The 20294-nt window shown below is 66.0% G+C and carries 18 protein-coding genes; 12 read left to right on the top strand and 6 right to left on the bottom strand.

The genetic code is table 11. From position 1 onward, the window contains the following. The first annotated feature begins 197 nt into the window (after nt 1–197). The 6 genes from ileS to arfB all read left to right on the top strand — a co-directional run bounded on the left by ileS (nt 198) and on the right by arfB (nt 8188). Nucleotides 198–3206 carry an isoleucine--tRNA ligase gene (gene ileS / locus AB5K84_RS08290; protein ID WP_441232385.1) on the top strand — a complete coding sequence of 1003 codons (3009 nt, stop codon included), beginning with the start codon at nt 198–200 and terminating at the stop codon, nt 3204–3206. A gap of 161 nt (nt 3207–3367) precedes the next feature. Continuing rightward, on the top strand, nt 3368–3862 hold the full coding sequence (gene lspA / locus AB5K84_RS08285; RefSeq protein ID WP_028174654.1) for a signal peptidase II: 495 nt from the start codon (nt 3368–3370) through the stop codon (nt 3860–3862). 96 nt (nt 3863–3958) lie between these two features. After that, nucleotides 3959–4687 (top strand): hypothetical protein, encoded by a 729-nt coding sequence (locus AB5K84_RS08280; protein ID WP_063921550.1) that lies wholly within the window; start codon nt 3959–3961, stop codon nt 4685–4687. A 205-nt stretch (nt 4688–4892) separates the two neighbouring features. Further along, complete coding sequence (locus tag AB5K84_RS08275) at nt 4893–6284, top strand: M16 family metallopeptidase (protein WP_038967307.1); 1392 nt, start codon at nt 4893–4895, stop codon at nt 6282–6284. After that, a complete protein-coding gene (locus tag AB5K84_RS08270; protein WP_038967298.1) occupies nt 6281–7654 on the top strand; it encodes a M16 family metallopeptidase in 1374 nt (457 codons plus the stop codon). Before AB5K84_RS08275 ends, AB5K84_RS08270 begins: the two co-directional genes overlap by 4 nt. 117 nt (nt 7655–7771) lie before the next feature. Continuing rightward, nucleotides 7772–8188, top strand: a complete 417-nt coding sequence (gene arfB, locus AB5K84_RS08265; RefSeq protein ID WP_011090218.1) for an alternative ribosome rescue aminoacyl-tRNA hydrolase ArfB — start codon at nt 7772–7774, stop codon at nt 8186–8188. A 58-nt stretch (nt 8189–8246) separates the two neighbouring features. On the opposite strand, the gene AB5K84_RS08260 is transcribed toward arfB, so the two are convergent. Beyond that, nucleotides 8247–8555, bottom strand: coding sequence for a hypothetical protein (locus AB5K84_RS08260; RefSeq protein WP_028174649.1), 309 nt, complete (start codon nt 8553–8555; stop codon nt 8247–8249). Between the two features lie 307 nt (nt 8556–8862). Here AB5K84_RS08260 and AB5K84_RS08255 point away from each other — a divergent pair, with 307 nt between their 5' ends. The 4 genes from AB5K84_RS08255 to AB5K84_RS08240 are packed head-to-tail and all read left to right on the top strand — an operon-like array spanning nt 8863 to nt 11836. Then, the gene (locus AB5K84_RS08255; RefSeq protein WP_028174648.1) at nt 8863–9249 is read left to right on the top strand and encodes a c-type cytochrome; all 387 of its coding nucleotides are present in this window, start codon (nt 8863–8865) and stop codon (nt 9247–9249) included. Further along, a complete protein-coding gene (locus AB5K84_RS08250) occupies nt 9250–9645 on the top strand; it encodes a VOC family protein (protein WP_028174647.1) in 396 nt (131 codons plus the stop codon). Nucleotides 9646–9688: 43 nt separating this feature from the next. After that, nucleotides 9689–10237 (top strand): hypothetical protein, encoded by a 549-nt coding sequence (locus AB5K84_RS08245; protein WP_011090222.1) that lies wholly within the window; start codon nt 9689–9691, stop codon nt 10235–10237. Nucleotides 10238–10267: 30 nt separating this feature from the next. After that, nucleotides 10268–11836: a GMC family oxidoreductase gene (locus tag AB5K84_RS08240; RefSeq protein ID WP_011090223.1), complete on the top strand. Its 1569-nt coding sequence runs from the start codon at nt 10268–10270 to the stop codon at nt 11834–11836. A gap of 249 nt (nt 11837–12085) precedes the next feature. Here AB5K84_RS08240 and AB5K84_RS08235 read toward each other — a convergent pair whose 3' ends face one another. Beyond that, on the bottom strand, nt 12086–12403 hold the full coding sequence (locus tag AB5K84_RS08235; protein WP_011090224.1) for a ribbon-helix-helix domain-containing protein: 318 nt from the start codon (nt 12401–12403) through the stop codon (nt 12086–12088). Nucleotides 12404–12642: 239 nt separating this feature from the next. Here AB5K84_RS08235 and mutL point away from each other — a divergent pair, with 239 nt between their 5' ends. After that, nucleotides 12643–14454 (top strand): DNA mismatch repair endonuclease MutL, encoded by a 1812-nt coding sequence (mutL, locus tag AB5K84_RS08230; RefSeq protein WP_011090225.1) that lies wholly within the window; start codon nt 12643–12645, stop codon nt 14452–14454. 1 nt (nt 14455) lies between these two features. On the opposite strand, the gene rsmD is transcribed toward mutL, so the two are convergent. Further along, nucleotides 14456–15013, bottom strand: a complete 558-nt coding sequence (gene rsmD, locus AB5K84_RS08225) for a 16S rRNA (guanine(966)-N(2))-methyltransferase RsmD (RefSeq protein ID WP_011090226.1) — start codon at nt 15011–15013, stop codon at nt 14456–14458. After that, nucleotides 15014–17092 (bottom strand): pseudouridine synthase, encoded by a 2079-nt coding sequence (locus AB5K84_RS08220; protein ID WP_038967299.1) that lies wholly within the window; start codon nt 17090–17092, stop codon nt 15014–15016. It abuts the gene before it with no gap. Nucleotides 17093–17211: 119 nt separating this feature from the next. On the opposite strand from AB5K84_RS08220, the gene AB5K84_RS08215 reads away from it, so the two are divergent. Next, nucleotides 17212–17670, top strand: a complete 459-nt coding sequence (locus AB5K84_RS08215; protein ID WP_011090228.1) for a nucleoside deaminase — start codon at nt 17212–17214, stop codon at nt 17668–17670. Here AB5K84_RS08215 and AB5K84_RS08210 read toward each other — a convergent pair. Together AB5K84_RS08210 and purD are read right to left on the bottom strand one after the other, a co-directional pair. Next, nucleotides 17667–18572, bottom strand: coding sequence for an alpha/beta fold hydrolase (locus AB5K84_RS08210; RefSeq protein WP_011090229.1), 906 nt, complete (start codon nt 18570–18572; stop codon nt 17667–17669). The genes AB5K84_RS08215 and AB5K84_RS08210 overlap by 4 nt on opposite strands. A gap of 189 nt (nt 18573–18761) precedes the next feature. Then, nucleotides 18762–20045 carry a phosphoribosylamine--glycine ligase gene (gene purD, locus AB5K84_RS08205; RefSeq protein ID WP_011090230.1) on the bottom strand — a complete coding sequence of 428 codons (1284 nt, stop codon included), beginning with the start codon at nt 20043–20045 and terminating at the stop codon, nt 18762–18764. Between the last annotated feature and the right edge of the window lie 249 nt (nt 20046–20294).

The raw sequence follows: 20294 nt of genomic DNA, 5'->3' as shown, positions 1-20294 counted from the left end.
AAACCGGCCTGCCGGACCTTTGCGCTTCCTCCGCCCGGCTGCTATGGAGTGCCCATGTTTGCGCGGCGCATCATAGGAATTAGCGGCCCGGCTTCCGCCTGAGCCTGAAGGCTCGGCGCAAGACCGGGATTTCGTCGTTTCACCCTGCGATTCCGCATCGCCATCCGTTCCCGCGCCCTTCCGAGCCAGTCAGCCTCATGTCCGAAAAGCCGCAAAAGTCCCAAAAGTCCGAAGTCAAAGACTATTCGAAAACCCTGTTCCTGCCGCAGACCGAATTCCCGATGCGCGCCGGCCTGCCGCAGCGCGAGCCGGAGATCCTGAAATACTGGAACGACATCGGCCTCTACGACAGGCTGCGTCAGGAAGCCGAGGGCCGCACCAAATTCGTGTTGCATGACGGCCCGCCCTACGCCAACGGCAACATCCATATCGGCCACGCGCTGAACAAGATTCTCAAGGACGTCGTGACCAAGAGCCAGCAGATGCTCGGCTTCGACTCCAACTACGTGCCCGGCTGGGACTGCCACGGCCTGCCGATCGAATGGAAGATCGAGGAGGAGAACTACCGCAAGAAGGGCAAGCAGAAGCCCGACTTCCGCGACTCCGCCGCGATGGTCGCGTTCCGAAAAGAGTGCCGCGCCTACGCGACGCACTGGATCAACGTGCAGCGCGAGGAATTCAAGCGCCTCGGCATCATCGGCGACTGGGATCATCCCTATCAGACGATGAGCTATCCGGCCGAAGCGCAGATCGCGCGCGAGCTGATGAAGTTCGCCGCCAACGGCACGCTGTATCGCGGCTCCAAGCCGGTGATGTGGAGCGTGGTCGAGAAGACCGCGCTTGCGGAAGCCGAGGTCGAGTACGAGGACTACACCTCCGACATGGTCTGGGTGAAATTCCCGGTCACCTCGCCAGCGCACGGCGCGCTCGCCTCCGCCAGCGTGGTGATCTGGACCACCACGCCGTGGACGCTGCCCGGCAACCGCGCCATCTCGTTCTCACCGAAGATCGCTTACGGCCTCTACAAGGTGACGGATGCGCCTGCGGACAATTGGGCGAAGACCGGTGATCTCCTGATCCTGGCCGATGCGCTGGCCGCAGAAGTGTTCAAGCAGGCCCGTGTCACGACCTATGAGAAGGTGCGCGAGTTGCCGGCGGACACGCTCGACGCGGTGGAATGCGCACATCCGCTGAAGGGCTTTAGCGGCGGCTACGAATTCACGGTGCCGCTGCTGCCGGGCGATCACGTCACCGACGATACCGGCACCGGCTTCGTGCACACCGCGCCCGGCCACGGCCGCGAGGACTTTGACGTCTGGATGGCGAATGCGCGCGAACTGGAAGCGCGCGGCATCAACACAACGATCCCCTACACCGTCGATGAGAACGGCGCTTTCACCGACCACGCGCCGGGTTTTGTCGGCAAACGCGTCATCAACGACAAGGGCGAGAAGGGCGATGCCAACGAGGCCGTGATCAAGGCGCTGATCGACGCCGGCAAGCTGCTGGCCCGCGGCCGCCTCAAGCACCAATATCCGCATTCCTGGCGCTCGAAGAAGCCGGTGATCTTCCGCAACACGCCGCAATGGTTCATCGCGATGGACAAGGACATCAGCGCGAACGGCCATGCGAAGAAGGGCGACACGCTGCGCGCCCGCGCGCTGCACGCGATCTCGGTCACACAATGGGTGCCGCCGTCGGGCGAGAACCGCATCAACGGCATGATCGCCAACCGTCCGGACTGGGTGATCTCGCGCCAGCGCGCCTGGGGCGTGCCGATCGCCGTGTTCGTGCGCGAGAAGAGCGACGGCTCGGCCGAGATCCTGCAGGACGAGATCGTCAACCAGCGCATCGCCGAGGCCTTCATGGAGGAAGGCGCCGACGCCTGGTACATGGACGGCGCCCGCGAGCGCTTCCTCGGCTCCCGCGCGAGCGAAGACTGGAAGAAGGTCGACGACATCTGCGACGTCTGGTTCGATTCCGGCTCCACGCATGCCTTCGTGCTCGAGGATCGCCAAAACTTCCCGCAGCTCGGCAACATCGTCCGCAAGGTGGACGGCGGCAGCGACACCGTGATGTATCTCGAAGGCAGCGACCAGCATCGCGGCTGGTTTCATTCCTCGCTGCTGGAAAGCGCGGGCACGCGCGGCCGCGCGCCCTACGACATCGTGCTGACCCACGGCTTCACGCTCGACGAGAACGGCCGCAAGATGTCGAAGTCGCTCGGCAACACGGTCGAGCCGCAGAAGGTGATCAAGGATTCGGGCGCGGACATTCTGCGCCTGTGGGTCTGCGCCACCGACATTGCCGACGACCAGCGCATCGGCCCCGAGATCCTGAAGAACACCATCGAGACCTATCGCAAGCTGCGCAACTCGATCCGCTGGATGCTTGGAACGCTGCATCACTTCAAGCCGAGCGAGAAGGTCGCCTATGCCGAGATGCCCGAGCTCGAGCGGCTGATGCTGCACGAATTGGCCGGCCATGCCGAGACCGTTCGCAACGCCTATGCCGCCTTCGACTACAAGACCGTGGTCGCAAGCCTCGCGGCCTTCATGAACTCGGAGCTGTCGGCGTTCTATTTCGATATCCGCAAGGACACGCTCTATTGCGATCCGCCGTCCTCGCCGGCGCGCAAGGCCGCGCTCACCACGATCGACCTGTTGTGCGACGCCATCCTGAAATGGCTCGCGCCCATCCTGAGCTTCACGACCGACGAAGCCTGGCGGATGTTCCGCCCCAACGCGGAGCCGTCGGTCCATTTGACCCTGTTCCCGGCGGACATCGAAAAGCTCCGCGACGACAAGCTCGCCGCGAAGTGGGAGACGATCCGCAACGTCCGCCGCGCCGTCACCGGCGCGCTCGAGCTCGAACGCGCCGCCAAGAACATCGGCTCGTCGCTGGAGGCATCGCCCGTGATCTATGTCGCCGACCGCGACATGCTGGCGACGCTGTTCGACACCGATCTCGCCGAGGTCTGCATCACCTCGAACTACGAGGTGCGCGAGAGCGAGGCGCCGGCTTCGGCGTTCCGTCTCGATGCGGTGCCAGGCGTTGCCGTCGTGGTCGAGAAGGCGGTCGGCACCAAATGCGCCCGCTCCTGGAAGATCTCGCAGACGGTCGGCGAAGACCCTGAGTATCCCGACGTCACCCCGCGCGACGCCCAGGCGCTGCGCGAATGGAAGGCGCTGGGGGTGGGGGTCTGATAGTCGTCCCGGCGAAAGCCAGGGCCCATCACCACCGCCGTCAAAGGTGAACAGAGATCGATGACCCCGAGTCTTTCAAACGATTACCGCCTGGGGTTATGGGTCCTGGCATTCGCCAGGACGACGGCGGAGTATGCCGCGGCGGCGTTGGGTCACGCACGATGACCCCCCTCCGCGCCGGCATCCTCTCCGCCATCGCCACGGTCATCCTCGACCAGGCCTCGAAGCTCTGGCTGCTGCACGGGTTCGACCTCGCCCATCGCGGCGCGGTGCGGGTGACGCCGTTCTTCGACCTGGTGCTGGCCTGGAACATCGGCATCAGCTTCGGCTGGCTCCAGAACGACAGCCAGGCGGCGCAGCTCGCGCTGATGGCGGTCAAGGCCATCGCGGTGGTCGCGCTGGCGATCTGGATGGCCCGCTCCCACACCCTGCTTGCGACCGTCGCGCTCGGGCTGATCATCGGGGGCGCCATCGGCAACGGCATCGACCGACTGGCCTATGGCGCGGTGGTCGATTTTGCCCTGTTTCATCTCGATATCGGCGGAAATACCTATAATTGGTACGTGTTTAACCTCGCGGACGTAGCCATCGTTGCTGGGGTGGCGGGGCTATTGTATGATTCCTTCCTGGGGGTACCCGCCGCAAAAGCGCCCTGATCCCGGCCGATACGGACCGGCAGGTGGAACCCGGCCTTTTGCGAGGGTTGGCCGCGCGCGAGCGGCAATCTGCCACAATATGGAACAGGTACAGTGATGCGCAGCTCGAAGACCAGCGGTTCGATGGTTCGAGACCCCAAATGGGGGTTCATGCGGGCATTGAAATTGTCCGCTGTCGCGCTCGGCATCGGTCTCGTCATGTCGGCAGGCCCGGTCCGCGCCGGTGACGACGGCGACGATGATGACGACATGACCTTCGAAGAGAAGCTCATCGACAATCTGATGTCCGGTATCGGCGCCAAGAGCATGGAGAAGAAAGGTATCGAGTACCGCGAGCGGTCGCCGCTGGTGGTGCCGCCCAAGCTCGACCTGCCGCCGCCCGCCGGCACCGAAGCCAAGAACGCGCCGAACTGGCCGAAGGACCCCGACGAGAAGCGCCGCAAGGAGGCCATCGCTCAGAGGAAAAAGGCCGTCAAGGCGACGGAGAACTGGCAGGCGGCCCAGCCGCTGACGCCCGCCGAGATGAGAGCCGGCACGGCAGCTGCCCCGGAGCGCACCAGCAACGATCCGATTCAGCCGGGCACCAACGGCAACCCGTCGCTCAGCCCCGCCCAGCTCGGTTTCTCCGGTGGCCTGTGGAACATGATGAAGAGCGGCAACAGCTCCGAGGAAAAGCAATTCACGAGCGAACCCCCGCGCCAGTCGCTGGTCGAGCCCCCGCCGGGCTATCAGACGCCGTCGCCGAACTACGCCTATGGCGCCGGTCCGGACAAGTCGCGGCGGACCTATTTCGACATCATGTCGGGCAAGGACAAGGAGCAATAGCCCCCCTCGCCCGCCGCGACGTCCTGACATTAGCGAACCTGGCGCCGGCGGCTCATGCGCGCCGGACGCGGCCCTTGAATTGCTTATCAGTAACTTGCCTACGCGTTGAGTTCTCTGCTTCGTGACGCGAAGCCTCAGCCGCACGGTGTAGCATGCCGTGCCTCCGAGCCGGACATCCGGGCTCGGCCTTTCACCAGGGATCATGATGTCCGCAAACCGATCGGTTGCCTGCCTTTTTACCGCGCTGCTTTCGACGAGTGTCCTGACAGCCAACGCCGCCCTCGCCCAGACCACGGTGACATCGGCCCCGCCCGCCAGCTTCACGCTCAGCAACGGCCTCCAGGTCGTGGTGATCCCGGACCACCGCACGCCCGTGGTCACGGAGATGATCTGGTACAAGGTCGGCTCGGCCGACGAGACGCCGGGCAAGTCCGGGCTCGCGCACTTCCTCGAGCACCTGATGTTCAAGGGCACCGAGAAGCATCCGGTCGGCGAATTCTCGCAGACCGTGCTCCGTGTCGGCGGCAACGAGAACGCCTCGACCTCAGTCGACTACACCAACTACTACCAGCGCGTGCCGAAAGAGCAGCTGCCGACCATGATGGAGTTCGAGGCCGATCGCATGACCGGCCTGATCCTCAAGGACGAGAACGTGCTGCCCGAACGCGACGTCGTGCTCGAAGAGTACAACATGCGCATCGCCAACAATCCGGACGCGCGGCTCAACGAGCAGATCATGGCCGCGCTCTATCTCAACCATCCCTACGGCCGGCCGGTGATCGGCTGGCATCAGGAGATCGAGAAGCTCGATCGCGAGGATGCGCTGGCCTTCTACCGCCGCTTCTACGCGCCGAACAACGCGATCCTGGTGATCGCCGGCGACGTCGAGGCCGCCGACATCCGCCCGCTGGTCGAGCGCAATTTCGCCTCCATCCCGGCCCAGCCCGCGATCCCGGCACGCCGCGTCCGTCCGCAGGAGCCGGACCCGGCGGCGCCGCGCACCGTCACGCTGTCCGACCCGCGCGTCGAGCAACCGAGCCTGCGTCGCTATTATCTCGTGCCCTCCGCCACGACGGCCGCGGCCGGCGAGAGTGCGGCCCTCGACGTGATGGCCCAGCTGATGGGCAGCGGCAGCAATTCCTATCTCTACCGCGCGCTCGTCGTCGACAAGCCGCTCGCGGTCTCCGCCAGCGCCAGCTATTCGAGCGTCTCGCTCGACCCGACCCAATTCGCGATCTCGGCCGCGCCGAAACCGGGCGTCGGCTTCGCCGAGGTCGAGCAGGTGATCGACGGCGTCATCGCCGACATCGCGCAGAACCCGATCCGCGCCGAGGATCTCGAGCGGGTCAAGACGCAGCTCATCGCGGAAGCGATCTACGCCCAGGACAACCAGGCGGTGCTGGCGCGCTGGTATGGCGGCGCGCTAACCACGGGCCTGTCGATCGAGGACATCAGGAGCTGGCCCGACCGCATTCGCGCGGTCACCGCCGACCAGGTTCGCGCTGTTGCGCAGAAATGGCTGGAGAAGAAGCGTTCGGTGACGGGCTATCTGATCAAGGACACCACCGCCACCAAGCGCGAGGAGAAGCGTTCGTGACCTATCCCTTCCTTCGCACGCGTCGTTTCGCGTTGGCCTTCGTCACCGGCGCTGCGCTCGCGCTCGCCGCGGTCCAGCCGTCGCAGGCCGCCGCAAAGATCCAGCGCCTGGTTTCGCCCGGCGGCATCGAGGCCTGGTTCGTGCAGGACGCGACCGTGCCGCTGATCGCCATGGAATATTCCTTTGCCGGCGGCTCGGCCCAGGATCCCAAGGACAAGGCGGGCGTCGCCAATCTCGTCGGCGATCTCCTCGACGAAGGCTCCGGCGATCTCGACTCCAAGACCTTCCACGAGCGGCTCGACCGCCGCGCCATCGAGCTTTCCTTCAGCGCCACCCGCGACACCTTCCGCGGCAGCCTGCGCATGCTGCGCGACAACAAGGACGAAGCCTTCGACCTGCTCAGGATGGCATTGACCTCGCCGCATTTCGACACCGCCGACGTCGAGCGCATCCGCTCGCAGGTGATCTCGGGCCTGCGCCGCGAGACCACCAACCCGACGTCGCTCGCGAGCCGCAAATTCCTGGAGGTCGCCTTCGGCGATCATCCCTACGGCCGGCAGACCAACGGCACGCTGGACAGCGTGCCGACCGTCACGGTTGCCGACATGAAGGACTATGTCGGCCGCGTGCTCGCCAAGGACGGGCTGAAAGTCGCAGTGGTCGGCGACGTCGATCCGGCGACCCTCGGCAAGCTGCTCGACCACACCTTCGGCAGCCTGCCCGCCAAGGCCAATCTCGTGCCGGTGCCCGACGTCGAGGCAGCCAAGCCGCCGCAGCGCGCCTTCGTGCCGCTCGACGTGCCGCAGACTGTCATCACCTTCGGCGGCCCCGGCGTGAAGCGCAGCGACCCGAACTTCATGGCGGCCTATGTCGTCAACCACATCCTCGGCGGCGGCGGATTGTCTTCCCGGCTCTATCGCGAGGTCCGCGAGAAGCGTGGCCTCGCCTATTCGGTGTTTGAATCGCTGCTCTGGATGGAGCATTCGGCGGTCTTCATCGGCAATACCGGCACCCGGGCCGACCGTGCCGGCGACACCATCGACGCCATCGAGAAGGAGGTGCGCCGCATCGCCGAGGAGGGCCCGACGCAGAAGGAGCTCGACGAGGCCAAGTCCTACCTCAAGGGCTCGCAGATGCTGGCGCTGGATACGTCCTCGAAGCTCGCGCAGGCGCTGCTGCAATACCAGCAGGACAAGCTGCCGATCGACTATATCGAGAAGCGCAACGCCATCGTCGACGCGGTGACGCTGGATGACGCCAAGGCGGCCGCCAAGCGCCTCTGGGGCCAGGGCCTCCTGACCGTCGTCGTCGGCCGCGCCCCGCAGGCCGCCGCCCAGCCGGCGGCAGCACCGGCGACGAAGTCGAACTGAGGTCTTCCATCCGCTGTGTTGAATGGCCGGGCTCGCCCGGCCATTTGCGTTTCGTATGAGCGCCATTGCCGAACGTGAACGTCCGGGATATGTCCGGACATCACGAATGGTGCCTTCATGCTGCGGATATCCCGCGATCTCGTCATCGACGAGGACGACATCGAGATCGGCTTCGTCCGCGCCTCCGGCCCCGGCGGGCAGAATGTCAACAAGGTCGCGACCTCGGCCCAGCTGCGCTTCGACACGCGCAAGCTGACCCTGCCGGAGGATGCGACGATCCGACTCGCCCGCATCGCGGGCCAGCGCATGACCAAGGACGGCGTGATCGTGATCCACGCCCAGCGCTTCCGCACCCAGGAACGCAACCGCCAGGACGCCATCGACCGGCTCGTCGAGATCCTGAGCGAGGCGATGATACGGCCGAAGCCACGGCGCGCGACACGGCCGACCTTTGGCTCCAAGCAGCGCCGGCTTGAGGGCAAGAAGCGTCGCAGCGACGTCAAGGCCGGACGCGGCCGGAGTTTCGACGATTGAATGGGCAAAGACCTCCGGCCGCCGAGCGGCCGGAGGTTTGCAGGTTCACGTTCCGGCGTCAGTAACGCTTGCCGGTGGCGGGGCTGCCCGAAGCGGAATCGTCGACCGTCCCCTTGTGCGCTGCGCTTCCCGTTGTGCCGACCGTGCCCTTCGTCCCCTTGGTCGACTTCATGCCCGTCTTCTCACCCGCAGCTCCCGGCTGCGTAGCGAGATCCTCATCTTCGCCGACTGACGCGCCCCCCTGCATGGGTTTGCTTTGCACGGTGCCGCCAGGCTTGATGCCAGATGACGTGCCTTGCGCGAAAACGGGCGTCGCAATGAGGGCCGCAAGAGCGCATGCGATTGCAGAAGTCTTCACCAACTTCATCCATTTCTCCTGGATTTTTCGCGATGAACGGGTCGGCTGCGTCCTGCGCCGCCCGCCTGCACCGGACCGGTTCATCGCATAGAGAGTTCGAGCGGCGCGATCGCGATGCAATCCGCCTCGTGTGGTCATCGTTTAGGGATTTCGAGGCGGTTTCGCGGAATTGTGCTCCGCATATGCGGCAGCGCGGAACACGCTCCCCGCGAGCATCTCCGCTTGCAGCGAAACAGCCCGCTACTACCACCGCATGTTTGGCGGCGCCTAGAGTTTGCGCACGCTGAATTTGACGTGGATGGGCGAGCTCTTGGCAATGCGCGCAGTCGTGCTGGGATTGTGCACCGCAGTGGTGCTGGTGGTGCGGGTTGCCGACGCGCAGATGCCCTTGCCGGCCGCAAAGCCGCCGGACGGCGCGACACTGTTCAAGCAGCAATGCGCGGTGTGTCACACTTTGAGCCTGTCGGAACCGTTGCGGCAAGGTCCGCCGCTGGTCAAGATCGTGGGCCGGACCGCCGGCAAGGTCGACGGCTTCCGCTATTCGGACGGCCTCGCCAAAGCCGACTTCGCCTGGGACGAGACCCGGCTCGATGCGTGGCTGACCAATCCGCAAGCCGTCATTCCCGGCGTGGTCATGGCCTACCGGCAGGGTAAGCCGGAGACGCGCGCCGCCATCATCACCTACCTCAAGGAGCTGAACTGAATGGCCAAGCCCGTCCATTCCATGATCCGCGTGCTGAATGAGGCGCGCTCGCTCGATTTCTACCAGCGCGCCTTCGGCCTCGAAGTCACCGACCACCTGAAGTTCTCTGACTTCGCCCTGATCTATCTGCGTCACCCCTCCTCACCTTTCGAGGTGGAGCTGACGGTGAATTTCGATCGCAAGGAGCCGTACGCGCTCGGCGACGGCTACGGCCATCTCGCCGTGGTCGTCGACGATCTCGATGCCGAGCATGCCCGCTTCGAGCGCGAGAAGCTCGCACCGGGCCCCTTGCGCGACTTCAAGCACGACGGCAGGACGCTGGCGCGCTTCTTCTTCGTCAGTGATCCCGATGGCTACAAGATCGAGGTGATCCAGCGGGGCGGACGTTTCAACTGATCAACTCACAAAGATCCAAATCACAAAAATACGGAGGAATGCCATGAGAGAAGTCGATCGTCGAAGCAAGCACAACCGCCGCGTCTTTCTCAAGGGCGCGGCGACCGCCGTGCCGGTCGTCGCTGTCGCGACCAGCGTCGCCGTCAGCATCGAGGACGCATGGGCCGATGATTCCAGCACGTTGTCCCCGGCGACGATGAAGACGCTGCTGAAGGTCGCGCGCGACATCTATCCGCACGATATTCTCGGCGACAGCTACTACATCACCGCGATCAAGCCATGGGACGGCAAGGCGGCCAAGGACCCTGCCATCAAGTCGCTGATCAGCGACGGCATCGCGCGGCTCGATCAGAACGCGCGGGATCGCCACAAGGTGGCTTACGCCGAAGTCCCCTGGGAAGCCGACCGCGTGGTGCTGCTGAAGGAGATCGAGCAGAGCGACTTCTTCCAGAAGGTGCGCGGCGACCTGATCGTCTCGCTCTACAACCAGAAAGAGGTCTGGCCGCGGTTCGGCTACGAGGGCTCCTCCGCCGAGCACGGCGGCTACATCAACCGCGGCTTCGCCGACATCGACTGGCTGCCGAAGGCTTAAATCGCCACCCAACGGTTCAGGAGAACGCATATGACAAAATTCGATCTGAACGACTCCAGCGTTGTGGTGATCGTCGGCTCCGGTGCCGGCGGCGGCACGCTGGGCAACGAGCTCGCGCAGAAGGGCGTCAAGGTGGTCATTCTCGAAGCAGGGCCCCGCATCGAGAACCAGGACTTCATCAACGACGAGTGGGAGAGCTTTTCCCAGCTCGCCTGGACCGATGCCCGCACCACGTCGGGGACGTGGCGCGTCGCCAAGGACTTCTCGGGTCTTCCCGCCTGGATCGTCAAGGCGGTCGGCGGCTCGACCGTGCATTGGGCCGGCGCCTCGCTGCGCTTCGACGAGCACGAGTTCAGGGTGAAGAGCGCCTACGGCAATATTCCCGGCGCCAATTTGCTCGACTGGCCGGTGACGCTGGCGGAGATGGAGCCGTGGTACGCCAAGGCCGAGAACAAGATGGGCGTAACCCGCACCAACGGCATTCCCGGACTTCCCGGCAACAATAACTTCAAGGTGCTGGAGGCCGGCGCGAAGAAGCTCGGCTACAAGACCGTGCACACCGGCAACATGGCGATCAACAGCCAGCCGCGCGATGGCCGCGGCTCCTGCCAGCAGATCGGCTTCTGCTTCCAGGGCTGCAAGTCCGGCGCGAAATGGTCGACGCTCTACACCGAGATCCCCAAGGGCGAGGCGACCGGCAATCTCGAGGTGCGGCCGAGCAGCATGGCGGTCAAGATCGAGCATGACGCCGGCGGCAAGGTCACCGGTGTCGTCTACGCCGACGAGGCAGGCGCAATGCAACGCCAGAAGGCGCGCATCGTCGCGGTCGCCGGCAATTCGATCGAGAGCCCGCGGCTGCTGCTCAACAGCGCCTCGACCATGTTCCCGGATGGCCTCGCCAATTCGTCGGGACAGGTCGGCCGCAACTACATGCGGCACATGACCGGCAGCGTCTACGCCGTGTTCGAGAAGTCGGTGCACATGTATCGCGGCACCACCATGGCCGGCATCATTCGCGACGAGGCCGCCAACAATCCGAAACGCGGCTTCGTCGGCGGCTATGAGATGGAGACGCTGTCGATCGGCCTGCCGTTCATGGCGGCCTTCCTCAATCCCGGCGCCTGGGGCCGTCCGTTCACGTCAGCGCTCGACGGTTATCCCAGGATGGCCGGCATGTGGCTGGTCGGCGAGGACATGCCGCAGGAGACCAACCGCATCACGCTCGACCCGGTCGTGAAGGACAAGTTCGGCCAGCCGGTCGCGAGCGTGCATTTCGACGACCATCCCAACGACATCGCGATGCGCGCACACGCCTACAAGCAGGGCGCCGCGGTCTACGACGCCGTCGGCGCCACCGTGACCTATCCCACGCCGCCCTATCCGAGCACGCACAATCTCGGGACCAACCGGATGAGCGAGAAGCCGCGCGACGGCGTGGTCAACAAGTTCGGGCAGAGCCACGACGTCAAGAACCTGTTCGTCTCCGACGGCAGCCAGTTCACCAGCGGCGCGGCCTGCAACCCGACCCTGACAATCGTCGCGCTCGCGATCCGGCAGGCGGATTACATCGCCGGCGCGATGCAGAAGAAGGAGATCTGAGGTCAGATAGGCAACCGCTCTCTCCCCCGTCATTGCGAGCGGAGCGAATCAGTCCAGACTGCCGACGCCGAAAGATTCTGGATTGCTTCGTCGCAAGCGCTCCTCGCAATGATGATGTGGAGGCAGTTGCGAAGCCCGGATGGAATCTCGTAGCCCGGATGGAGCGAAGCGTAATCCGGGGCGCGGACGGATGACCAGAACCCGGATTGCGCTACGCTCCATCCGGGCTACGCACTTTTGTTGGGACAGCTATTCGGCCGCATCGAGGATCGGCGCCACCGTGGCCTTGAACTCCTGCACCGTCGCCATGTTCCTCGACCGGTAGATCAAACATGAGCAGCGCAGCAGCGAGGCGAAATTGTTGACCTCGCCGTGATGGTCGAGCACCTCGTTGTAGAGCGTGGTCAGGAACTTCCCGAGGCTCATGTTCTCCCTGGCCGCGATCTCCTCCAACGTGTCCCAGAACGCCATTTCCAGCCGGATCGAGGTGCAGTGGCCATCGATCCGCAAGGAGCGGGTCTGGGATTCGTAGTCGCGTTGGGGCTGGTGCGCGAAGAGATGGCACATGGCGTCCTCCCGTCCTGTTGCCGTTTTTTCACGATGCTACACCGCGGCCCGGCACCCCACAATCAGGACTGCAGCCGGAGATCGGTCCGTCCCGCCTGCGCGATTTTCTCGAACGTCCAATGTCTTCAATGTGATAGATATCCCTCTTCCCCAGCCCGCCACGTTCCTGTTGCTCAACACATGCTTTTGACGCAACACGGCTTAAGATAACGCCGTTCGCGAACCCAAGACCCGAGCCCATGCCCGTCCGCCAACTGCCAGAGCAAGTCGTCAACCGCATCGCCGCCGGCGAGGTGGTCGAACGACCCGCGAGCGTGGTCAAGGAGCTGGTCGAGAACGCGATCGATGCCGGCGCGAGCCGGATCGACGTCTTCACCGACGGCGGCGGCCGGCGGCGGATCGGCATCACCGACGACGGCAGCGGGATGACGGCGAAGGACCTCGCGCTCGCGGTGGAGCGCCACGCCACCTCCAAGCTCGACGACGAGGACCTGCTCCAGATCCGCACGCTCGGGTTCCGCGGCGAGGCCCTGCCCTCGATTGGCTCGGTGGCGCGTCTGTCGATCACCACGCGCCATGCCGGCGAGCCGCACGCCTGGGCACTCACCGTCGAGGGCGGCGAGAAATCGGAAATCATGCCGGCGGCGCTGGCCCACGGCACGCGCGTCGAGGTCAACGACCTCTTCTACGCGACGCCGGCGCGGCTGAAGTTCTTGAAGACCGACCGCACCGAGGCCGAGGCGATCCGCGAGGTGGTGCGGCGGCTCGCAATGGCGCGACCGGACGTCGCCTTCACGCTTGCGGGCGAAGAGCGCGCGCCCGTGACCTGGGCCGCGGCGCTACCCGGCGCCGCCGGACGGCTGACGCGGCTCGGCGACATCCTCGGCGCGGAGTTTCGCAGCCACGCCATCGAGGTCCATGCCGAACGCGAGGGCATCGTCGTTTCCGGCTATGCCGCAGCCCCCGCGCTGACCAAAGCCAACGCGCTCGGACAATATCTCTTCGTCAACGGCCGCCCGGTGCGCGACAAGCTGATCCTAGGGGCCGTGCGCGCGGCCTATTCCGACTATCTGCCGCGTGACCGCCACCCCGTGCTGGCGCTGTTCGTCACGCTCGATCCGCGCGAGGTCGACGCCAACGTGCATCCGGCCAAGACCGAGGTCCGCTTCCGCAACGCGGGCCTCGTGCGCGCGCTGATCGTCCATGGATTGAAGGAGGCGCTCGCGCGCGAGGGCCGCCGCACCGCCGCCAACAGCGGCGAGAGTGCATTGTCCTCGTTCCGGCCCGCCTTCACGCCGCGCCCGGCGAGCTGGGACTGGCGGGCCTCGCCGTCCGCGCCGGTCGCACCGATGCCGTCATTCGATGGCGCGGCGGCGCCCGCCTTCACGGAGCGCGCCCAGGCGGCGTTCGATGTCGGCGCGCCCAGTGCAGACGTGCGGTTCGAGACGCAGCCCGTCAGCGACCTCGTCGACCGCCCGCTCGGCGCGGCGCGCACGCAGATCCACGAGACCTACATCGTCTCGCAGACCCGCGACGGCCTGATCATCGTCGATCAGCATGCCGCGCATGAGCGCATCGTCTATGAGGGGCTGAAGGCCTCGCTCGCCGCCAACGGCGTGCAGCGGCAGATCCTCTTGATCCCCGAGATCGTCGAGATGGACGAGGCCACGGTGGAGCGCCTGCTCGAGCGCAGCGACGAGCTGGCCTCGTTCGGGCTTGCGATCGAATCCTTTGGCCCGGGCGCGGTCGCCGTGCGCGAGACGCCGTCGCTCCTCGGCAAGACCAATGCGGGCGGGCTCTTGCGCGACCTCTCCGAGCATATGGCCGAATGGGACGAAGCGCTGCCGCTCGAGCGCCGCCTGATGCACGTCGCCGCCACCATGGCCTGCCACGGCTCGGTGCGCGCCGGCCGCAGGCTGCGGCCCGAGGAGATGAACGCCCTGCTCCGCGAGATGGAGGAGACGCCGAACTCCGGCCAGTGCAATCACGGCCGGCCGACCTATGTCGAGCTGAAGCTCTCGGATGTGGAGAAGCTGTTCGGGCGGCGGTAATTTAAGCGTTGCGCTTCAAAAACACGAACTCCGTGTCGTCATAGGCGCGCCGCTCCAGCTCCTCGAAACCTTCAGGCGCCGTAAACTGCGCGGCCTTGGCCTCTTCCACCACCAGCAGCGCGCCCGGTGTCAGCCAGCCGCCGTCGCGCAAGCTCACAAGCGCCTTCTCCGCAAGTCCCCTGCCATAGGGCGGATCGAGGAACACCAGCGAGAACGGCTCGACGGGATGCGCCGGGCCGAGATCGGTCGCATCGCGGCGATAGACTTTTGTCACCCCGCCGAGGCCGAGCGATTCTACATTGTTGCGCAACAACGCCCGCGCCTCCGCACCGTTGTCGACGAACAGCACGAACTTCGCGCCGCGCGAAGACGCCTCGATGCCGAGCGCGCCGGTGCCCGCGAAGAGATCGAGCACGCGCGCGTCCTCGATCGGATCGTCATAGGCGTGCACGAGGATGTTGAACACGGACTCGCGCAGGCGGTCCGCCGTGGGGCGGATGTCGCGCGAGGACGGTGAGGCGAGATTACGCCCCTTCAAGCGACCGCCGACGACGCGCAATTAGTCCTCCCGCGGCGTCAAATCGCGCTTACCGTGATAGCCGCGCTTGGGACGGCGCGGGGGGCCATAGCCGCTCGCCTCCGCCTCGTTGCGCTCGCGCGCCTCCTCGCTGCCGGTGCGCTGCACCAGCACGCGGCGGCCCTTGCGGTCGTTGATCACGGCGCGCTTGCTGGCGGGCTTCTTCTCGTGCGGCGCGCCGTCATCGGTCGCAGCGGCCTTCTGCGGCACGTCGAACTGCGCACCCGACTTCTCGATCACCTTGTCGCCGAGCTGCTCGCGCAGCACGCGCGACTTGATCTCCTCGACCTGGCCTTCGGGGACCTCGCCGAGCTGGAACGGGCCGTAGGACACGCGGATCAGCCGGTTCACCTCGAGCCCGAGATGGGCGCAGACGTTGCGCACCTCGCGGTTCTTGCCTTCACGGATCGCGAACACCAGCCAGACATTGGCGCCCTGGTCGCGCTCGAGTGTCGCATCGATCGGGCCGTATTTGACGCCCTCGACCTCGATGCCAGCCTTGAGCTCGTCGAGCTGGGCCTGGGTGACGTCGCCATGGGCGCGGACGCGGTAGCGGCGCAGCCAGCCGGTGTCCGGCAGCTCGAGCGTGCGCGCGAGGCCGCCGTCATTGGTGAGCAACAACAGGCCTTCGGTGTTGAAGTCGAGCCGGCCGACGCTGATCAGGCGCGGCAGACCTTCGGGCAGATTGTCGAACACGGTCGGACGACCCTCGGGATCGTCATGCGTGGTCATGAGGCCGCGCGGCTTGTGATAGAGGAACAGCCGCGTGCGCTCGCGCGGCGGCAACGGCTTGCCGTCGACAGTGACGACGTCGTTCGGTGTGATGTCGAGCGCCGGCGAATTGATGACGCGGCCGTTGACGGCGACGCGGCCCTGCGTGACCATCTCCTCGGCGTCGCGGCGCGAGGCAAGCCCCGCGCGCGCCAGCGCCTTGGCGATGCGCTCGCCGGCCTTCTTCGGCTTCGGCGCGTCTTCGCGGCGCGGCCGCCCCTCGAAATCCCGATCGCGCTCGCGATAGGCGCCGCGGCCGCCGAAGGCCGGGCGCTTCTCGAAGATCCGGCTCTCGTCCTCGTTTTCGCGGCGCGGACGATCACCGAACCGGCCTTCGCTGCGCGGATGCTCGTGCCAGTCGGAGCGGCCTTCCGAGCGCTCGCGCGGGCGATTGAATTTCGGCCGGTCGCCGCCGCGCTCGCCATCGCCGTCACGACGGGGGCGATCGAATTTTGGACGATCATCGCGCGGGCGATCGAACTTGGGACGATCAAACTTGGGACGATCGAATTTGGGCCGCTCGCGGAACGGACGATCGCCCGACGGCCGATCGTCGCGCGAACGCGAGAACCGCGGACGGTCGTCGCCGCCTTCGCGCTTCTGCCAGGGCTTGTCTTCGCTGCGATCGCGGCCGCCAAAATCCTTGCGCGGACCCTTGCTGAAATCCTTGCGCGGCGGCCGGTCGCCGCGCGGACCCGCATCGCGCTTCTGCCACGGCTTCGAATCGCTGCGCTCGCCACGATCGCGCGGGCGGTCGCTGCGGTCCGGTGCGCCGCGCGAGAACTTCCGTTCGCCGTCGAACTTACGCTCCGGGCGGTCGCCACGCGGTGCGGAGGGCCGCTTGTCGCCGAACTTCCTGTCACCGGTCCGGCCGGCGGCGCGGGAATCGTCGCGATCCCGGCTGCGCGGCGGACGGTCGTCACGGCCATAGGACGGGCGATCGCCGCGCGGCTTGAACGGCCGCTTCTCGCCGTCGCGCGCGCCGCGATCCGAAAACGGACGGTCGCCACGCGGCTTGAAGCTGCGCTCACCGCGCTCCTCACCACCGCGGTCGTCGCGCTTGAAGCGCGGGCGGTCGCTGAAATCGCGGCGCGGGGCATCGCCCTCTTCGCGGCGGCGGAACGGACGGCCCTCGCGGTCACCGCGGGGTGGGCGGCTGTCGCCCTTGCCCTCAAAGCCGCGCTTGGCGAACTTCTTCTCGGGGCCGCGCGCCTTGCCGGAACGGCCCTTGGCCGGGCCTCGATCACGCCGGCCGCGGGAATCGTTGTCTTTGTCGCTGTCGCGAGGCATGAATAATCTCACTCAGGGGGTGGCCAGAGGGCAGTGTGCGCGCTCGTTCCGAGCCGCATGCTCAGGCAAAACCGGTATTCACTCTTGCTGAAGGCGGAGCTACTAGCAGGTTTCTGGCGATGATACGAGGCTTGAAAGCCCCCTCTTTCATGGATTTGGCGCTCAAAACGGCCGAAAATGCCGGAAAGGCGGGCGAAGTTCCGATCGGGTGCGTCGTGGTCCGCAATTACGAGGTCATCGCCACGGCCGCCAACCGGACGCTGACCGATTACGACCCCACGGCCCATGCCGAGATCGTCGCGCTGCGCGAGGCCGCGAAAAAGATCGGCAGCGAGCGCCTGGTCGACTGCGACCTCTACGTGACACTGGAGCCCTGCACCATGTGTGCGGGCGCGATCTCTTTTGCAAGGGTCAGGCGACTCTATTACGGCGCCGCCGACCCCAAGGGCGGCGCGGTAGAATCAGGCGTGCGCTTCTTTGCCTCGCCGACCTGCCATCACGCGCCGGACGTCTATTCCGGGGTCGGCGAGAGCGAAGCGGCGCGGCTGCTCAAGGAGTTCTTTCGGGAGCGGCGCTAGCTGCCTGCGAAGAACTCGCGCAGCGCCTTTGCGGTGACGTCGGGGTTCTCCTCGGTGAGGAAGTGCCCCGAGTCCACCGGCATTCCGTCGACGTTCGTGGCCCATTGCTTCCACGTATCCAGCGGTGTCGCTGCGGCCTGCGCGACGCCGGCGTTGCCCCACAGCGCCAGCATGGGAATGGTGATCTTCTTGCCAGCCTCGAAATCGGCCTTGTCGAGGTCGTAGTCGAAATAGGCGCCGGCGCGGTAGTCCTCGCACATCGCGTGCACGCGGGCGGGATCGCGGAACGGGGCGATGTAGTGTTCGAGCGCGCGCTCGTCGATGGCCTCTAACGTCTTCGACTTGGTCTGGCTCGCCATCTTGAAGCGCAGGAAGAACTCGCCATTGCCCGAGATCAGCGTCTCCGGCAGCGGGGCGGGCTGCGCCAGGAAGGTCCAGTGATAGATCTTCAGCGCGTAGGCGCGGTTCATCCGCTCCCAGTAATTATAGGTCGGCAGGATATCGAGCACGGCAAGCTTCGACAGCCGACCGGGATGGTCGAGCGCGAGGCGGTAGGAGACGCGGCCGCCGCGGTCGTGGCCGGCGAGCGCGAAGTGCACGTGGCCGAGGCGCTCCATCGCCTCCACCATGGCCTTGGCCATCGCGCGCTTGCTGTAGGGCATGTGCAGCGCGTCGCTCTCGGGCATGTCGGACCAGCCATAGCCCGGCAGGTCGGCGATGATCAGCGTGAACTTGTCGGCAAGCTGCGGCGCCACGCGGTGCCACATCACATGCGTCTCGGAGAAGCCGTGCAGGAGCAGCAGCGGCGGCCCCTTGCCGCCGACGCGGGCAAAGATGCGGCCGAGGGAGGTGTTGATCCACTCGGAGGCGAAGCCGGGATAGAGGTCGGCGAGATCGGACATCTTTCTGCATCCTTGTCTGGTCAGTCCCGGAACCGCTTCCAACAAAAATGTCGAAAACAACCCCATGCACAGTAGCACGCGTCCTCGGCGAAGGGCGCTAAGCCCAACAGCCGACTACGCATTTTTGAAATGTCGATATGGCGGCGCGATGGCGCAAGGTTTTTTGCGCGCGCAGCGGAAAAACCGCTGTCAGCCCCTGGCCTTCTCCGCTTCCACCGCCTGCCAGCCGATGTCGCGGCGGCAGAAGCCTTCCGGCCAGTTGATGCGGTCGACGGCCTGATAGGCGCGGCCTTGCGCCTCCGTCACGGTCGCACCGAGCGCGCAGACGTTGAGCACACGGCCGCCATTGGCGAGGATCGCGCCGTCCTTTGCGACGGTGCCGGCGTGGAAGATCTCGACGGTGTCGACCTTGGCGGCCTCCTCCAGCCCCTGGATGCGCGTGCCCTTCTGGTAGTCGCCGGGATAGCCCTTCGCCGCCATCACCACGGTGAGTGCGGATTCCGGATACCAGCGCAGATCGAAATGCTTCAACTCCCCGTCGCAGGCGGCAATGAACGCCGGCACGATGTCCGACATCATGCGCAGCATCAGGACCTGGCACTCGGGATCGCCGAAGCGGACGTTGAACTCGAACAGCTTCGGACCCTGCGTGGTCAGCATGATCCCGGCATAGAGGATGCCGCGGAACGGCGTGCCGCGCTGCTTCATGCCGGCGACCGTCGGCAGGATGATCCTGGCCATGATCGCGTCATGGATCGCCGGCGTCACCAGCGGCGTCGGCGAATAGGCGCCCATGCCGCCGGTGTTCGGGCCGACGTCGTGGTCGAACACGCGCTTGTGGTCCTGCGCGGAGGCCAGCGGAATGGCGGTCTCGCCGTCGCACAGCGCGAAGAAGCTGATCTCGCGGCCCGGCAGGAATTCCTCGATCACGACTTCGGCGCCGGCTTCGCCAAAGGCGCCCTCGAACATCATGGCGATGGCGTCCTCGGCCTCGCGCACGGTCTTGGCGACGACGACGCCCTTGCCGGCGGCAAGACCGTCGGCTTTCACCACGATCGGCGCGCCCTGGCTGATGACATAGTCGCGCGCGTCCTTGGCATTGGTGAAGCGCTTGTAGGCGCCGGTCGGAATGCCGAATTCGGTGCACAGCGCCTTGGTGAAGCCCTTGGAGCTTTCAAGCTGGGCGGCCGCCCCGCTCGGCCCGAACGCCTTGATGCCGGCGGCGGTGAGGTCATCGACGATGCCGGCCGCCAGCGGCGTCTCCGGGCCGACCACCACAAGCTCGACCGCGTTCCTCTTGCAGAAGGCGATCACGGCAGCATGGTCGGCGACATCGAGCGCCACGCATTCCGCCTCCCGCGCGATGCCGGCATTGCCGGGCGCGCACCAGAATTTGGTCACCAGGGGAGAGGCTGCGATTTTCCATGCGAGAGCATGTTCGCGGCCGCCGGAACCGAGCAGGAGGATGTGCATCGAAGGCTCGAAAAGAGGGGTTTGCTGGGGCGGAGGTCGCACGAATCGGGGCGGGTCTCAAGGGGGTGATGCCCCACGCTCCCCGTCATTCCGGGGCGCGGCGAAGCCGCCCCTTCTCCGCTTGCGGTCACCTTTCGTTACTGCATCTGGGCGGGCTTGGCGAGGCTGCTGATGCGTCGGCGCAGCAGCCGGTTTTTGGTGCTGCGACCGGCGGTCGAGCGCGCGCCAAAAGCAGGGCTCGCGCTGCAC

This window comes from Bradyrhizobium sp. 1200_D9_N1_1 (assembly GCF_052075915.1).
Lineage (GTDB): Bacteria > Pseudomonadota > Alphaproteobacteria > Rhizobiales > Xanthobacteraceae > Bradyrhizobium > Bradyrhizobium diazoefficiens.
The sequence above is the reverse complement of the archived record's forward strand: the minus strand, read 5'-3'. Positions and strand labels throughout refer to the sequence as shown.

What these genes read in the sequence shown, in the direction of transcription:
- ileS (WP_441232385.1), top strand. Translation starts at nt 198, where the DNA reads ATGTCCGAAAAGCCGCAAAAGTCCCAAAAGTCCGAAGTCAAAGACTAT.
- lspA (WP_028174654.1), top strand. Translation starts at nt 3,368, where the DNA reads ATGACCCCCCTCCGCGCCGGCATCCTCTCCGCCATCGCCACGGTCATC.
- AB5K84_RS08280 (WP_063921550.1), top strand. Translation starts at nt 3,959, where the DNA reads ATGCGCAGCTCGAAGACCAGCGGTTCGATGGTTCGAGACCCCAAATGG.
- AB5K84_RS08275 (WP_038967307.1), top strand. Translation starts at nt 4,893, where the DNA reads ATGTCCGCAAACCGATCGGTTGCCTGCCTTTTTACCGCGCTGCTTTCG.
- arfB (WP_011090218.1), top strand. Translation starts at nt 7,772, where the DNA reads ATGCTGCGGATATCCCGCGATCTCGTCATCGACGAGGACGACATCGAG.
- AB5K84_RS08260 (WP_028174649.1), bottom strand. Translation starts at nt 8,555, where the DNA reads ATGAAGTTGGTGAAGACTTCTGCAATCGCATGCGCTCTTGCGGCCCTC.
- AB5K84_RS08255 (WP_028174648.1), top strand. Translation starts at nt 8,863, where the DNA reads ATGCGCGCAGTCGTGCTGGGATTGTGCACCGCAGTGGTGCTGGTGGTG.
- AB5K84_RS08250 (WP_028174647.1), top strand. Translation starts at nt 9,250, where the DNA reads ATGGCCAAGCCCGTCCATTCCATGATCCGCGTGCTGAATGAGGCGCGC.
- AB5K84_RS08245 (WP_011090222.1), top strand. Translation starts at nt 9,689, where the DNA reads ATGAGAGAAGTCGATCGTCGAAGCAAGCACAACCGCCGCGTCTTTCTC.
- AB5K84_RS08240 (WP_011090223.1), top strand. Translation starts at nt 10,268, where the DNA reads ATGACAAAATTCGATCTGAACGACTCCAGCGTTGTGGTGATCGTCGGC.
- AB5K84_RS08235 (WP_011090224.1), bottom strand. Translation starts at nt 12,403, where the DNA reads ATGTGCCATCTCTTCGCGCACCAGCCCCAACGCGACTACGAATCCCAG.
- mutL (WP_011090225.1), top strand. Translation starts at nt 12,643, where the DNA reads ATGCCCGTCCGCCAACTGCCAGAGCAAGTCGTCAACCGCATCGCCGCC.
- AB5K84_RS08220 (WP_038967299.1), bottom strand. Translation starts at nt 17,092, where the DNA reads ATGCCTCGCGACAGCGACAAAGACAACGATTCCCGCGGCCGGCGTGAT.
- AB5K84_RS08215 (WP_011090228.1), top strand. Translation starts at nt 17,212, where the DNA reads ATGATACGAGGCTTGAAAGCCCCCTCTTTCATGGATTTGGCGCTCAAA.
- AB5K84_RS08210 (WP_011090229.1), bottom strand. Translation starts at nt 18,572, where the DNA reads ATGTCCGATCTCGCCGACCTCTATCCCGGCTTCGCCTCCGAGTGGATC.
- purD (WP_011090230.1), bottom strand. Translation starts at nt 20,045, where the DNA reads ATGCACATCCTCCTGCTCGGTTCCGGCGGCCGCGAACATGCTCTCGCA.